This is a genomic window from Acidobacteriota bacterium, from assembly GCA_030697165.1.
Taxonomy (GTDB): Bacteria; Acidobacteriota; Vicinamibacteria; order Vicinamibacterales; family UBA2999; genus 12-FULL-67-14b.
This window is the reverse complement of the sequence record JAUYQQ010000005.1, coordinates 1-14184: the sequence shown is the minus strand read 5'-3', so window position 1 is coordinate 14184 and position 14184 is coordinate 1. Positions and strand designations below refer to the sequence as shown.

Genomic DNA, 14184 nt, shown 5'->3' with positions numbered 1-14184 from the left:
CCGCAGATGTCAGGAAAACACAGCCGCAGATTTCACGGATTTCTCGGATCCACAAGTTCCACTAAGTCAACAGGAGGGCTGGTGACCACTCGCCGCGTCGCGCTTGCTACCGCTGTTCTGCTGTCGGTCGTGTCCTGGCCAGGGGTGGCGCAGCGCCCGCCGCGGGTGGCTCCGGCGGCGGCGCCGATCGATGTCACCGTCAGCGAGGGCACCTCGATGTCGGTGGCCGTCTCGCCCGACCGCACCACGCTCGCCGTTGACATGCAGGGCAGCATCTGGACGCTGCCGGTCACCGGCGGAACGATGACGCGCATCACCGATCCGTTCAACGATGCGCGCCAGCCGATGTGGTCGCCCGACGGCCGCACCATTACGTACTTCGGCTATCGCGATGGCGGCTACGACATCTGGTCGATCAACCCCGATGGCACGAACCAGCGCCAGCTGACGTGGGGGACCTTCGACGATCGCGAGCCGATCTGGTCGCACGACGGCACGCGCGTGGCCTTCTCGTCCGATCGCGGCAACCCGATGGGCAGCGACTACAACATCTGGATGCTCGACACCCGGACCGGCGCGATCACCCAGGTGACGAAGGACCCCGGCGAAGACTTCATGCCGAGCTGGTCGCCGGACGACACCGAGATTGCGTTTGCCTCGTCGCGCGATGCCTACAACGGCGTCTGGGTGATCAACCTGGCCACCGGTGCCGAGCGGAAAGTCCGCACTGTCGCGGGCGCGCGTGTCGACGCGCCGTCGTGGGGGCCGGGCGGCCAGCTGCTGTATCACGTGACCGCGGGCCGTGAGACGCGCTTCGAACTGGACGGCAAGCCCGTGACGGGCGCCGAGAACGTGTTCGCGTTCCGTGCCGCCTGGGCCTCGTCCTCGGAAGTCATCTACGTTTCGGACGGCAAGATCCGCCGGCGGTCGCTGGCCGGCCTGCCCATGCAAACGCTCGACTTCGCGGCCACCATGCAGGTGACCCGTCCGCAGTACACCCGGCGGGTTCGCGATTTCACCTCGACGGCGCCGCGCAAGGCCCTGGGCATCGTGCGGCCGGTCATCTCTCCAGACGGCTCGCAGATCGCCTTCGCGGCCGTCGGCGACATTTACGTGATGCCGATTGGCGGCGCCGCCGTCAACGTGACGAAGGACGCGGCGCTCGACACCGATCCGTCGTGGTCGCCGGATGGCTCGTCGCTGGTCTACTCGTCGGACAAGGACAGCGCGCACCTGCAGCTCTGGATCCGCGACATGAAGAGCGGCCAGAGCCGCAAGGTCACGAACTTGACCACGCAGCCCCAGGGGGCCTCGTTCTCGCCCGACGGCAAGCGAATCGTGTTCTTCAACGTCGACGGCATGTGGCGAGTGGCCGAGATGTCGATTCTCGATCTCGAGAGCGGCCGGGTGACTCGGATCCACGAGTCGCTGCCGCAGCCGGGCACGCCGACGTGGTCGCCCGACGGCACGCGCATTGCGCTGGCCGGCATCGCGCCCATGACCGTGCGCTTCCGCGAGGGCACCAACCAGGTGCAGACCATCTCGGCCGCGGGCGGCGACGTGAAGTGGTACGCCCCCATCCCGATGCTGTCGATCGACTCGCGCGGCGGTGGTGGCCCGGTGTGGTCGCCCGACGGCACCAAGATGGCAGCGATCTACGAGGGCGTGCTGGCGGTGTGGCCGGTGGCCGCCAGTGGGGAGCCGCTTGGCCCGCCGCGCCGCGTCACCAGCGAGAGCGCGCACGCGCCAAGCTGGCAGGGCGACTCGCGCCACATCCTGTACCAGTCACTCGATCAACTGAAGATCGTGGACCTCGAGACCGGCGCGACCCGGACGGTTCCGCTGAACCTGACGTGGACGCCGGCGATCCCCAAGGCCCGCACCGTGATTCATGCCGGCCGCCTGCTCGACATGAAGACCGCGGCGCCGCGCACCAACGTTGACATCACGGTGGTGGGGAACCGGATCGTGTCGGTGGTGCCGCACGCGGCCGCGAACCACGCGCAGGCAACGGTCGTCGACGCCTCGGACCTCACGGTGATGCCGGGCCTGGTCGAGTTCCACTCCCACTTGCAGAAGGACTTCGGCGAGGCGCACGGCCGCGCGTGGCTGGCCTTTGGGGTGACCACCGTCAGGAGCCCTGGCAACACGCCCTACGAAGCGGTCGAGGATCGCGAGGCGAACGAAGCCGGGGTCCGCCTCGGGCCGCGTGTCTACGGCACCGGCTACCTGATGGAATGGAACCGCGTGTACTACAAGATGGGCATCGCCATTTCGAGTGTCAGCCAGTTCGAGATGGAACTGCAGCGCGCGCAGGTGCTCGAGCACGACCTGCTCAAGAGCTACGTCCGCCTGCCCGACCTGCAGCAGAAGCGCATGGTCGAGTTCGCGCACAGCATCGGCGTGCCGGTGGCCACGCACGAGATTTGGCCGGCCGCGCTCGTCGGCGTCGACAACACCGAGCACACGGCGGCCACCAGCCGGCGCGGCTACTCGCCGAAGCAGGCGACGTTGCAGACCGCCTACCAAGACGTGGTGCAGTTGTTTGGCAAGAGCCAGCGCATCTTCAGTCCGATGATCTCGGGCGGCGGGGCGCGCAAGTTGTTCGAGGATGATCCGGCCTTGAAGCAGGACCCGCGTTTTACCCTCTATCCGGGTTGGATGCAGCGCCAGGTCGCGGCGCAGCCGAATGCTCCAGGCCCGAGCGGCGGCGTCGATCCCACCGGTGGTCACGGCAAGATGGTGCTCGACATCATGAAGGCCGGCGGCCTGGTCGTGGCCGGCACCGACACGCCGAACGGCATCAACTTGCACGGCGAGCTGATGTCGTATCGCATGGCCGGCATGGCGCCGTTCGACATCCTGAAGACCGCCACGGTCAATCCGGCCCGGGCCCTTGGTCTCGAGGCCGGCACGATCGAGGCGGGCAAGCTCGCCGACCTCATCATGATCGACGGCAACCCGCTCGAGGACATCGCCAACACCGTGAAGGTCCGGAAGGTGATGGCCAACGGGCGCCTGCATGACGTCGGGCAGCTAGTCGCTGCGAGGCCCTAGAATTCACAGGAGTCAAGGAGATCAGGAGTAAAGTTTTTGAAATGCCTACTCCTGATCTCTTGACCTCCTGTTTAGTCTCCTGACCCACCATGATCATTTACGGAATCAACCCGGTCGCCGAGGCGATCAAGGCTGGCAAGGTGCGCGAGATCCGCGTCGCCGAGCGGGCCGACGATCGCCTCCAGCGCCTCCTGGACGATGCGGCGCATCATGGGGTGAAGGTGAGGCGGGTGTCGCGGGACGTGCTGGATAACGAGTCGCGCGGCGGCTCCCATCAGGGAGTGGTCGCCGAGGTGGCGAGGCGCGCCGACGTGACTCTGGACGAGCTGGCCAGCGGCGCCACCGGGACGCCGCTGATCGTGGTGCTGGACGAGGTCGAGGATCCCCAGAACGTGGGGGCAATCCTGCGGACAGTGGATGCTTCTGGTGCGACCGGGGTGGTTCGCCAGACCCGGCGGGCGGCCGCCCTGGACGGCGCCGCCGCCAAGGCGTCTGCCGGGGCCGTGAACTACGTGCCGGTGGCCGACGTCGTGAACATCGCCCGGAGCCTCGAAGAGCTGAAAAAGGCGGGGGTCTGGACGTTGGGACTCGACGCGGACGCGGAAATGTCCTACTATGAGTGGGATCTCACTCTTCCAACGGCGCTCGTAGTGGGCGCCGAGGGTCACGGGCTGCGACGGCTCGTGCGGGAACGGTGCGACCAGGTGGTCAGCATTCCCATGCTGGGCCACGTGGGTAGTCTTAATGTTTCGGCCGCAACTGCGATCGTCTTGTATGAGGCGGTCAGGCAGAGGCGGAGCCGGAGCCGGGGGAGGCCAGAAAAGCCCTGAATCAGGGTTCGGCCGCTCGCACCCCGGAGGAGATAGGATTGGTTCGCAGAGGCGAGCTCCGGGACGGAGCTCCAGGAAAAGTCTTCCTTCCGTTTGCATAGCTGGCACAAGACGTGCTAGCATTCCCGTTTTGTCTAGGCTGGCGTAGCTCAGCCCGGTAGAGCAGCTGATTTGTAATCAGCCGGTCGGGGGTTCAAATCCCTTCGCCAGCTCCATCTTTTTTGAGCGCGCTGGAGCCAGGACGGATTAAGCAAACAGGGGAGCATCCTCATAAGTCAGACCCGGCTCGGAGAGCCGGCGATTAAGGGGCAGGTGGCGGAGCGGTCAATCGCAACAGACTGTAAATCTGTCGCCCCAGTGGCTACGAAGGTTCGAATCCTTCCCTGCCCACCAGCCTTCGCTCTCGGGCTTAAAACGAGGCGAGCTTCGGCCGGGCCAAGCCCAGTCGGGGGAGCGAGTGGAGTGAAGATGGGGACAGCGGGTTTACCACGCCGAAGTCCCGAGTAAGCGAAGGTAGCGAGGGACGAAGGCGGGAGTAACTCAGTGGTAGAGTCACAGCCTTCCAAGCTGTTGGTCGCGGGTTCGATCCCCGTCTCCCGCTCCACTCGACGCGCCGTGCGGCCCGCCTCCGGCGAGCCGCAGGCTCGCTCGTGGCAGGCCCTGTGACGGGTCGAGTGTCCTGAGCGAGTGAGCGAACGGCTTGTGCCGTTCGATCGCGAGTCGAGGGGCATTGGCGGAGTCGCAAGGCGAAGGCTGATGTAGCTCAGTAGGTAGAGCACGTCCTTGGTAAGGACGAGGTCACCGGTTCGATCCCGGTCATCAGCTCCATCCTTCGCTCGTGCACTTCTGGGCGAGCTGCGGATGGCAGGCCATGCCGGTGACGGCAGGCAGATTTGATTGTAGGTAGTCCGGCTTGTCCACCATAGCGACGAAGTCGCGACGGTGGAATGGGCAGTAACACTCTAAACCGACGCGGCACGACGCCGGGTCGTAAGGAAGCGAGCGCAGACGAGTCATGGCGAAAGAGAAATTCGATCGGTCCAAACCCCACGTTAACGTCGGCACCATTGGCCACATCGACCACGGCAAGACGACGCTCACCGCGGCGCTGACCAAGGTTTCGGCCGACAAGGGCTGGGGCAAGTACGTGTCGTACGACCAGGTGGCCAAGGCGTCCGAGTCGCAGGGCCGCCGCGACGACACCAAGATTCTGACCATCGCGACGAGCCATGTGGAATACAGCACGGCGAACCGTCACTATGCTCACGTCGATTGCCCGGGCCACGCCGACTACATCAAGAACATGATCACGGGCGCGGCGCAGATGGACGGCGCCATCCTCGTGGTCAGCTGCATCGACGGCCCGATGCCGCAGACCCGCGAGCACGTGCTGCTCGCCAAGCAGGTCAACGTGCCGTACCTGGTCGTCGCCCTGAACAAGGTCGATGCCGTGGACGACACCGAACTGGTCGACCTGGTCGAACTCGAAGTCCGCGAGCTGCTCAAGGGCTACGGCTTCCCTGGCGACGACGTCCCGGTGGTCCGCGTCTCGGCGCTCGGCGCCATCAACGGCGACCCTGCTGGCGTCGAGTCGGTCCAGAAGCTGATGGAGGCGCTCGATACCTACATCCCGCTGCCGCAGCGCGACGTCGACAAGCCGTTCCTGATGCCGATCGAAGACGTGTTCTCGATCTCGGGTCGTGGCACGGTGGTCACCGGCCGCATCGAGCGCGGCCAGGTCAAGGTCGGCGAGGAAATCGAGATCATCGGCTTCAAGCCCAGCGAGAAGAAGGTGGTCACCGGCGTCGAGATGTTCCGCAAGCTGCTCGACTCGGGCCAGGCGGGCGACAACGTCGGCGTGCTGCTGCGCGGCGTGGAAAAGGACGACATCGAGCGCGGCCAGGTGCTGGCCAAGCCCGGTTCGATCAAGCCGCACACCAAGTTCAAGGCGGAAGTGTACGTGCTCTCGAAGGACGAGGGCGGCCGTCACACCCCGTTCTTCAACGGCTACCGTCCCCAGTTCTACCTGCGGACCACCGACGTGACCGGCACGCTCAACCTCAACGAAGGCGTCGAGATGATCATGCCGGGCGACAACACCAGCGTCACCGTCGAGCTGATCGCCCCGGTGGCGCTCGAGCAGGGCGCGCGCTTCGCGATTCGCGAAGGCGGCCGCACGGTCGGCGCCGGTTCGGTTACCGAAGTTATCGCCTAGTTAGTGACGGGAGTCGGGAACCGGGAACCGGGAGTCGAAATTCGATTCCCGACTCCCGACTCCCGACTGCCGACAAGGATCAGCAATGAGAGACATCATTCAAATGGCGTGCGGCGAATGCAAGCGCCGGAACTACAGCACGACCAAGAACAAGAAGAAGACGACCGAGCGGTTGGAAATGAAGAAGTACTGCCGCTTCTGCCGTAAGCATCAGCCGCACAAGGAGCAGAAGTAGCTCGTAGGCCAGTAGCTCAATTGGCAGAGCACCGGTCTCCAAAACCGGGGGTTGGGGGTTCGATTCCCTCCTGGCCTGCCATCCTGCGCCACGGCACGCGACCATAACTGCGAAGCAGAAAGAACACTGCGAACCGATGAGCACCGAGATTATTGAACAGCCCGGCGAGCGGACCCTGCGCGGGCCCCTGGGCTGGTGGCAGCGCGCGACGGAGTTCTTCTCCGAGGTGCGCAACGAGATGAAGCGGGTCACGTGGCCGACGCAGCGCGAGGTCTACGCGACGACCGTGGTGGTGATTCTGTTTTCGGTGTTGGTCGGGCTGTATTTGTTTGGCGTGGACCTGCTGTTCGGCCGCGCGGCCGAATGGGTGTTCCGCAGCTTCGGGGGCGCGTAATGACCGACGTCGCCACCAAGAGCTGGTACATCGTCCACACCTACTCGGGCTTCGAGAAGAAGGTGTCCGAGTCGCTCGCCGAGCGTAAAAAGGCCTACGGTCTCGCCGACGAAATCGGCGAGATCCTGATCCCGACCGAGGACGTCGTGGAGATGCGCGGGGGCCGCAAGGTGGTCTCGTCGAAGCGCTTCTTCCCCGGCTACATCCTGGTCGAGATGAACATGACCGACAACGCGTGGCACGTCGTCAAGAACACGCCCAAGGTCACCGGATTTGTCGGCGCCGGCGCCAAGCCGACGCCGCTCAGCAAGGAAGAGGTCGAGCAGATCCTCGACCAGGTCAAGACGGCGGCGGAGAAGCCGAAGCCGAAGTATTCGTTCGACAAGGGCGACCAGGTGCGCATCAACGAGGGTCCGTTCACCGGCTTCAATGGCGCCGTGGACGAGGTCAACGTCGAGAAGAACACGCTGAAGGTCATGGTGACCATCTTCGGCCGCGCCACCCCGGTGGAGCTCGATTTTCTGCAGGTTGAGAAACTGTAATGGCGAAAAAAGTTCAGGCGATGGTGAAGCTCCAGATTCCCGCAGGCAAGGCCACTCCGGCCCCGCCCGTGGGCACGGCGCTCGGTCCGCACGGCGTCAACATCATGGACTTCGTCAAGGCCTTCAACGCGAAGACGGCCAAGGACGATGGGCTGATCATCCCCGCGGTGGTGACGATTTACTCGGACCGTTCGTACACGTTCATCACCAAGACGCCGCCGGCGTCGGTGCTGCTCAAGAAGGCGGCGAACCTCGCTAAGGGGTCCGCGGTGCCGAACAAGAACAAGGTCGGCCAGGTGACGGCGAAGCAGGTCGAAGACATTGCCAAGCTGAAGATGCCCGACCTCAACACCGATTCGCTCGAATCGGCGGTCCGCACCGTGTCCGGCACGGCGCGATCGATGGGACTCGACGTAGTCGGATAGGCAAGTGGGAGGTCCGCTGCGGCGGCCCGTTAACACCACGGTTGGAGAAACATGAGAACACACGGCAAGAAATACACGGCGGCCCGCGAGCAGGTGGAGAACAAGCTGTATCCACTGGCTGACGCGCTCCCGCTCGTGCAGAAGGTGAAGTTCGCGAACTTCGACGAGACCGTCGCCCTGTCGATTCGTCTCGGCGTTGACCCGAAGCATGCCGACCAGATGGTGCGCGGCACGGTGGTCCTGCCGCACGGCCTGGGCAAGTCCAAGAGCGTGCTGGTGATTGCCGGCCCCGACAAGCAGAAGGAAGCGCTGGAAGCCGGCGCCGACATCGTCGGCGGCGAAGAGTTGGTCGAGAAGATCAACGGCGGCTGGACCGACTTCGACGCGGTCGTCGCGACGCCCGACATGATGCGCGCGGTCGGCAAGCTGGGCAAGGTGCTCGGCCCCCGCGGCCTGATGCCGAACCCGAAGACCGGCACGGTGACGCCGAACGTGGCGCAGGCCGTGAAGGAAATCAAGGCCGGCAAGGTGGAGTTCCGCGTCGACAAGACCGGCATCGTCCACGCCCCGGTCGGCAAGATCTCGTTCTCGGCCGAGAACCTGGTCGACAACGCGACGGCGCTGATCGACAGCATCGTGCGCGCCAAGCCGGCGGCGGCGAAGGGCAAGTACCTGAAGAGCATCACGGTGTCGTCCACCATGGGCCCCGGCGTCAAGATCGATGAGAGCGGCGTGGAAACTGCCGCCAAGAAGTAGGCGGGAACAGACATCATGGCAGTGACACGAGCCGACAAGACCGCCACAGTGGAAACACTGGAAGGCATGTTCAAGGGCGCCGAAGTGGCGATCCTGCTGGACTACAAGGGCATCAACGTGCCGCAGGTGACCGAGCTTCGCTCGCAGCTGCGCAAGTCGAAGGCCAACTACAAGGTCGTCAAGAACTCGCTGGCCAAGCGCGCCCTCAAGGGCACGGCCTACGAAGTGCTGTCGTCGCACTTCGAGGGCACCACCGGCGTTGTCTATACCGATGGCGATCCGGTGGCGCTGGCGAAGACGCTGACCACCTTCATGAAGACGGTGCCGGCGCTGCAGATCAAGGCGGCGGTGGTCCAGGGCCAGACCCTGAAGGCGACGGAAGTGGCGAGCCTTGCCACCATGCCGGGCAAGCCGGAACTCTACGCGAAGCTGCTCTTCCTCCTCCAGGCGCCGATGACCAACCTGGTGCGCGTGCTGAGCGCGGTCCCGAGGGACCTGATGAGCGTGCTCGTGCAGGCGGAAGAGAAGCGCAAGGAATCGTAAGGGACTGGCACCAGCCTCAAGCCCGAAGTCTTAGGTTTACTTTTAAGGAGCGATAGCAATGGCCGACGTGAATCAGCAGCAGGTGATCGAATACATCAAGGGCATTTCCGTGATGGAGCTCTCGCAGCTCGTCAAGGCGCTCGAAACCGAACTCGGCGTGTCCGCCGCGGCGGCCATGCCGATGGCGATGCCGATGGGCGGCGGCGGCGCGGCCGGCGGCGGCGCGGCGGCGGCGGAAGAGCAGACCGAATTCACGGTGACCCTGACCGACGTGGGCGGCAACAAGATCAACGTGATCAAGACCGTTCGCGAAGTCACCAGCCTCGGCCTCAAGGAAGCCAAGGACCTCGTCGAGGGCGCGCCCAAGCCGATCAAGGAAGGCGTGACCAAGGAAGAGGCGGCCGCCATCAAGAAGAAGTTCGAGGACGCCGGCGCGAAGGTCGAAGTCAAGTAACACCTCGACCGACGCGGACAGTTTACGACCGTGGTGACGGACACCAGGGGTGCGCCCCTGGTGTCCGCCGTACTTTTTTTCACCTCCCGGGACCCCGAGCGACGCATGTACAGCCTTCCGAAAAACGTCTACCGCGAGCGTAAGGACTTTTCCAAGATCAAGACCACGGTTCCGATTCCGAACCTGATCGAGATTCAGCGGAAGAGTTACGAGCGCTTCTTGCAGATGAACCGTCTGCCCTCGGAGCGCGAGGACCAGGGCCTGCAGTCGGTGTTCAAGTCCGTGTTTCCGATCAGCGACTTCCGAGAGAACTCGTCGCTCGAGTTCATCGAGTACTCGATCGGGAACTGGGAGTGCAAGTGCGGCAAGCTGCAGGGCTTGCACCACCTGCGCAAGCCGTGCAAGAGCTGCGGCCACACCCTGATTTGCGACCCGTACGGCGACAAGGATGTCCTGTGCCCGAAGTGCGGCACCGGCAACCACGCCCGGGGTGACATGTGCGACATCTGCGGCAACGCGGTCGCGCTCAAGCTCAAGTACGACGTCGACGAGTGCCAGGAGCGCGGCATGACCTACGCCGTGCCGCTGAAGGTGACGATCCGGCTGGTGGTCTGGAACAAGGACCCCGAGACCGGCGTCAAGACCATCCGCGACATCAAGGAGCAGGAGGTCTATTTCGGCGACATCCCGCTGATGACCGACAACGGCACCTTCATCATCAACGGCACCGAGCGCGTGATCGTCTCGCAGCTGCACCGCTCGCCGGGCGCGTTCTTCCACTCGGAAGACAAGAACCTGTACGTCGCGCAGATCATCCCGTATCGCGGTTCGTGGGTCGAGTTCGAGTACGACACCAAGAACCTGCTCTACGTCCGCATCGACCGCAAGCGCAAGTTCCTCGCCTCGGTGTTCCTGCGCGCCCTCGGGCTGCGTGGCGCCGACGAGATCATCCGCACCTTCCACCAGGTCGATCGCCTCAACCTGCGCGACAACGCCCTCTACTGGTCGGTCGGCGAGGGCCTGGTCGGCCAGCGCTCGCGCAAGGACGTCAAGGCCGGCGACGTCTCGATCGGTGAAGGCAAGAAGATCACCAAGACCCACATCGAGGGCCTGCGCAAGGCCGGGGTCAAGGACATCGCGATTACCGACGAAGCGCTCGAAGGCGCGTTCGCGGCCGCCGACATCGTCGATCCGGCGACCGGCGAAGTGCTGCTCGAGGCCAACGACGAGTTGAGCCAGCGCGTGGTGGCGATGGCGCACGAGAAGGGCGTCGAGAAGATCGACGTGTTCTTCCCCGAGCGCGACGAGGTCGGGCCGATCATGTCGGCGACCCTCAAGAAGGATCCGATCCGCACCCACGAAGAGTCGCTGATCGAGATCTACCGCCGCCTGCGGCCGGGCGACCCGCCCACCCTCGACAGCTCGCGGTCGCTGTTCGAGAACATGTTCTTCAACCCGCAGAAGTACGACTTCTCGCGCGTCGGCCGGTTGAAGCTGAACACCAAGCTCAAGCTGACGACGCCGCTCGACGAGCGGATCCTGCATCCGCAGGACTTCTACGAGGTGATCAGCTACCTCCTGAAGCTGCGCAAGAACACCGCCAACGTCGACGACATCGACCACCTGGGCAATCGCCGCGTCCGCTCGGTCGGCGAGCTGCTCGAGAACCAGTTCCGCATCGGCCTGGTCCGCATGGAGCGCGCGATCAAGGAGAAGATGTCGGTCTACCAGGAAATGGCCACGGCCATGCCGCACGACCTGATCAACGCGAAGCCCGTGATGGCGGCGATTCGCGAGTTCTTCGGGTCGTCGCAGCTGTCGCAGTTCATGGACCAGACCAACCCGCTGTCGGAAGTCACCCACAAGCGCCGGCTGTCGGCCCTTGGACCGGGCGGTCTGTCACGCGAGCGCGCCGGCTTCGAAGTCCGCGACGTGCACCCGACCCACTACGGCCGCATCTGCCCGATTGAGACGCCGGAAGGCCCGAACATCGGCCTGATCTCGTCGCTGTCGTCGTACGCGCGGATCAACGAGTTCGGCTTCATCGAGTCGCCGTACCGCAAGGTCAAGAACGGCCACGTGATCGACTACGTCATGGTCACCAACGCCGGCGGCAACCCGAAGTACAAGAACGGTGAAATCGTCGAGGCCGACGAGCTGGTCGGCGCCGATGGCCGGGCAAAGAAGAAGGGCGTCGAGTTCGAGCCGTTCTGCTTCTACCTGTCGGCGTGGGAAGAAGACCAGTACATCATCGCGCAGGCCAACGTCGAGCTCGACGAGAACATGCGCATCAAGGGCGACCGCGTCAATGCCCGCCAGACCGGCAACTTCATTCTCGCTCCCCGTGAGCAGGTGCAGTTCGTTGACGTCTCGCCGAAGCAACTCGTGTCGGTGGCCGCCTCGCTCGTGCCGTTCCTCGAAAACGACGACGCGAACCGCGCGCTGATGGGCTCGAACATGCAGCGCCAGGCCGTGCCGCTGCTGCGCGCGCAGGCGCCCTACGTGGGCACCGGCATGGAATACATCACCGCCCGCGACTCGGGCGCCGTGGCCGTGGCCCGGCGCACCGGCGTGGTCGACTTCGTCGACAGCACGCGCATTGTCGTGCGGGTCGAGTCGGAGTCGGACATCAACGAGGACATGGGCGCGGACATCTATCCGCTGACCAAGTTCAAGCGCTCGAACCAGAACACCTGCATCAATCAGAAGCCGATTGTGCGGGAGGGCCAGCGCGTGCAGAAGGGCCAGGTCCTCGCCGACGGTCCGTGCACGGAGCTCGGTGAACTGGCGCTCGGCCGCAACGTGCTGGTGGCCTTCATGCCCTGGCGTGGCTACAACTTCGAGGACGCGATTCTCGTGTCCGAGAAGATGGTGCGCGACGATTACTACACCTCGATCCACATCGAGGAGTTTGAAATCGAGGCGCGCGACACCAAGCTCGGGCCGGAAGAAATCACCCGCGACATCCCGAACGTGTCGGAAGGCTACCTGCGCGACCTCGACGACAGCGGCATCATCCGCATCGGCGCGGCCGTCAAGCCCGGCGACATCCTGGTCGGCAAGGTCACGCCCAAGGGCGAGACCCAGCTGACGCCGGAAGAAAAGCTGCTCCGCGCGATCTTCGGCGAAAAGGCCGGCGACGTGCGCGACGCCTCCCTGATCTGCCCCCCGGGCATCGAGGGCATCATCGTCGGCGTGAAGATCTTCTCCCGCAAGGGCATCGAAAAGGATGACCGCGCGAAAGCAATCGAGCAGGACGAGCTCGACATGATGGAGAAGAACCTGCAGGACGAAATCCGCATCCTGCACGACGAGACCAAGAAGCGGGTCGTCAACATGCTGCAGGGCCAGACCCTGCGCGCCGACCTGTTCGACGAGTTCGGCCGCGAGCGCCTGCTCAAGAAGGGCCAGCAGCTGACGATCGAGGCGATGCAGCCGGTGCCGTTCCTGGCGCTGGTCCGCTCGAAGATCCAGACCGACGATGCGGCGATGGAGCCGGATCTGCGGCTGGTCGAAGAGCGCACCGAACGGCAGGTCGAGGTCGTCAAGCAGCTGTTCGAAGAGAAGAAGGAAAAGATCCGCCGGGGCGACGAACTGCCGCCGGGCGTGATCAAGCTGGTCAAGGTCTATGTCGCGATGAAGCGCAAGCTGTCGGTCGGCGACAAGATGGCCGGCCGCCACGGTAACAAGGGTGTCGTGTCCAAGATCGTCCCGGTCGAAGACATGCCCTACATGGCCGACGGCACACCGTGCGACATCGTGCTGAACCCGCTGCGCGTGCCATCGCGCATGAACGTTGGCCAGGTGCTCGAAGTGCATCTGGGCTGGGCTGCCAAGGGCATCGGCCAGCGCATCGGGGACATGCTGCAGCAAGAGGCCAAGCAGGCCGAGCTGCGCAAGTTCATGGACCAGCTGTACAACAGCTCGGGTCGCAAGGAAGACTTGCCCAAGCTGACCGACGAAGACGTGATCGAGATGGCCACTGAACTGTCCAAGGGTGTGCCCTTCGCGACGCCAGTGTTCGACGGTGCGTCCGAAGAAGACATCCGCGGCATGCTCAAGCTGGCGTACCCGGAAGAAATCATGAAGATGAAGGGCCTGACGCCCAACCGCACGCAGGCCATGCTGTACGACGGCCGCACCGGCGACCAGTTCGAGCGTCCGGTGACAGTCGGCTACATGCACGTCCTGAAGCTTCACCACCTGGTGGACGACAAGATGCACGCCCGCTCGACCGGTCCTTACTCGCTCGTTACCCAGCAACCGCTGGGCGGCAAGGCGCAGTTCGGCGGCCAGCGTTTCGGCGAAATGGAAGTGTGGGCACTGGAAGCGTACGGCGCTGCCTACACGCTGCAGGAAATGCTGACCGTGAAGTCTGACGACGTGCAGGGCCGCACCAAGGTGTACGAGTCCATCGTCAAGGGCGAACACGCCATCGAAGCCGGCATGCCGGAATCGTTCAATGTCCTGGTCAAGGAAATCCGTTCCTTGGGCATCGACATGGAACTCGAGCGTTCGTAATCGAAGGGAACAGACACATGAAATCATTACTCGACCTGTTCAAGCAATTCACGCCGGACGAGCATTTCGATGCCATCAAGATCGGCCTCGCAAGCCCGGAGAAGATCCGCAGCTGGTCGTTCGGTGAGGTGAAGAAGCCCGAGACCATCAACTACCGCACCTTCAAGCCCGAACGCGACGGCCTGTTCTGCGCCAAGATCTTCGGGCCCATC

The 14184-nt window shown here is 64.2% G+C and carries 12 protein-coding genes and 5 tRNA genes; all 17 read left to right on the top strand.

All coding sequences use genetic code 11. The annotated features are described in order from the left end of the window. Nucleotides 1-81: 81 nt before the first annotated feature. Complete coding sequence (locus Q8T13_05990; protein MDP3717302.1) at nt 82-3057, top strand: amidohydrolase family protein; 2976 nt, start codon at nt 82-84, stop codon at nt 3055-3057. Between the two features lie 89 nt (nt 3058-3146). Further along, a complete protein-coding gene (gene rlmB, locus Q8T13_05985; GenBank protein ID MDP3717301.1) occupies nt 3147-3887 on the top strand; it encodes a 23S rRNA (guanosine(2251)-2'-O)-methyltransferase RlmB in 741 nt (246 codons plus the stop codon). 138 nt (nt 3888-4025) lie between these two features. After that, nucleotides 4026-4102, top strand: a tRNA-Thr gene (locus Q8T13_05980). Nucleotides 4103-4193: 91 nt separating this feature from the next. Beyond that, a tRNA-Tyr gene (locus tag Q8T13_05975) sits at nt 4194-4280 on the top strand. Between the two features lie 136 nt (nt 4281-4416). Then, nucleotides 4417-4491: transfer RNA gene (locus Q8T13_05970), tRNA-Gly, on the top strand. Nucleotides 4492-4639: 148 nt separating this feature from the next. Continuing rightward, nucleotides 4640-4715: transfer RNA gene (locus Q8T13_05965), tRNA-Thr, on the top strand. A 187-nt stretch (nt 4716-4902) separates the two neighbouring features. Next, nucleotides 4903-6102, top strand: a complete 1200-nt coding sequence (gene tuf, locus Q8T13_05960; protein MDP3717300.1) for an elongation factor Tu — start codon at nt 4903-4905, stop codon at nt 6100-6102. An 85-nt stretch (nt 6103-6187) separates the two neighbouring features. Next, complete coding sequence (gene rpmG / locus Q8T13_05955; protein ID MDP3717299.1) at nt 6188-6337, top strand: 50S ribosomal protein L33; 150 nt, start codon at nt 6188-6190, stop codon at nt 6335-6337. Nucleotides 6338-6342: 5 nt separating this feature from the next. Then, nucleotides 6343-6418, top strand: a tRNA-Trp gene (locus Q8T13_05950). A gap of 55 nt (nt 6419-6473) precedes the next feature. Further along, nucleotides 6474-6731, top strand: a complete 258-nt coding sequence (secE, locus tag Q8T13_05945; protein MDP3717298.1) for a preprotein translocase subunit SecE — start codon at nt 6474-6476, stop codon at nt 6729-6731. Beyond that, entirely contained in the window at nt 6731-7273 is a 543-nt protein-coding gene (nusG, locus tag Q8T13_05940; protein MDP3717297.1) for a transcription termination/antitermination protein NusG, read from the top strand. Before secE ends, nusG begins: the two co-directional genes overlap by 1 nt. Beyond that, the gene (gene rplK / locus Q8T13_05935) at nt 7273-7698 is read left to right on the top strand and encodes a 50S ribosomal protein L11 (GenBank protein MDP3717296.1); all 426 of its coding nucleotides are present in this window, start codon (nt 7273-7275) and stop codon (nt 7696-7698) included. The genes nusG and rplK overlap by 1 nt, the downstream gene beginning before the upstream one ends. Before the next feature lie 51 nt (nt 7699-7749). Continuing rightward, on the top strand, nt 7750-8454 hold the full coding sequence (rplA, locus tag Q8T13_05930; protein ID MDP3717295.1) for a 50S ribosomal protein L1: 705 nt from the start codon (nt 7750-7752) through the stop codon (nt 8452-8454). 15 nt (nt 8455-8469) lie between these two features. Continuing rightward, a complete protein-coding gene (gene rplJ / locus Q8T13_05925) occupies nt 8470-8997 on the top strand; it encodes a 50S ribosomal protein L10 (protein MDP3717294.1) in 528 nt (175 codons plus the stop codon). 58 nt (nt 8998-9055) lie between these two features. After that, nucleotides 9056-9451, top strand: coding sequence for a 50S ribosomal protein L7/L12 (gene rplL / locus Q8T13_05920; protein ID MDP3717293.1), 396 nt, complete (start codon nt 9056-9058; stop codon nt 9449-9451). A gap of 105 nt (nt 9452-9556) precedes the next feature. Then, nucleotides 9557-13972 (top strand): DNA-directed RNA polymerase subunit beta, encoded by a 4416-nt coding sequence (gene rpoB / locus Q8T13_05915; GenBank protein MDP3717292.1) that lies wholly within the window; start codon nt 9557-9559, stop codon nt 13970-13972. Nucleotides 13973-13989: 17 nt separating this feature from the next. Then, the coding region (locus Q8T13_05910; protein ID MDP3717291.1) for a hypothetical protein at nt 13990-14184 on the top strand (195 nt) is incomplete at its 3' end.

Bases quoted from the DNA above. Each gene is read 5' to 3' on its own strand.
- rlmB (MDP3717301.1), top strand. From the start codon at position 3,147: ATGATCATTTACGGAATCAACCCGGTCGCCGAGGCGATCAAGGCTGGC.
- tuf (MDP3717300.1), top strand. From the start codon at position 4,903: ATGGCGAAAGAGAAATTCGATCGGTCCAAACCCCACGTTAACGTCGGC.
- rpmG (MDP3717299.1), top strand. From the start codon at position 6,188: ATGAGAGACATCATTCAAATGGCGTGCGGCGAATGCAAGCGCCGGAAC.
- secE (MDP3717298.1), top strand. From the start codon at position 6,474: ATGAGCACCGAGATTATTGAACAGCCCGGCGAGCGGACCCTGCGCGGG.
- nusG (MDP3717297.1), top strand. From the start codon at position 6,731: ATGACCGACGTCGCCACCAAGAGCTGGTACATCGTCCACACCTACTCG.
- rplK (MDP3717296.1), top strand. From the start codon at position 7,273: ATGGCGAAAAAAGTTCAGGCGATGGTGAAGCTCCAGATTCCCGCAGGC.
- rplA (MDP3717295.1), top strand. From the start codon at position 7,750: ATGAGAACACACGGCAAGAAATACACGGCGGCCCGCGAGCAGGTGGAG.
- rplJ (MDP3717294.1), top strand. From the start codon at position 8,470: ATGGCAGTGACACGAGCCGACAAGACCGCCACAGTGGAAACACTGGAA.
- rplL (MDP3717293.1), top strand. From the start codon at position 9,056: ATGGCCGACGTGAATCAGCAGCAGGTGATCGAATACATCAAGGGCATT.
- rpoB (MDP3717292.1), top strand. From the start codon at position 9,557: ATGTACAGCCTTCCGAAAAACGTCTACCGCGAGCGTAAGGACTTTTCC.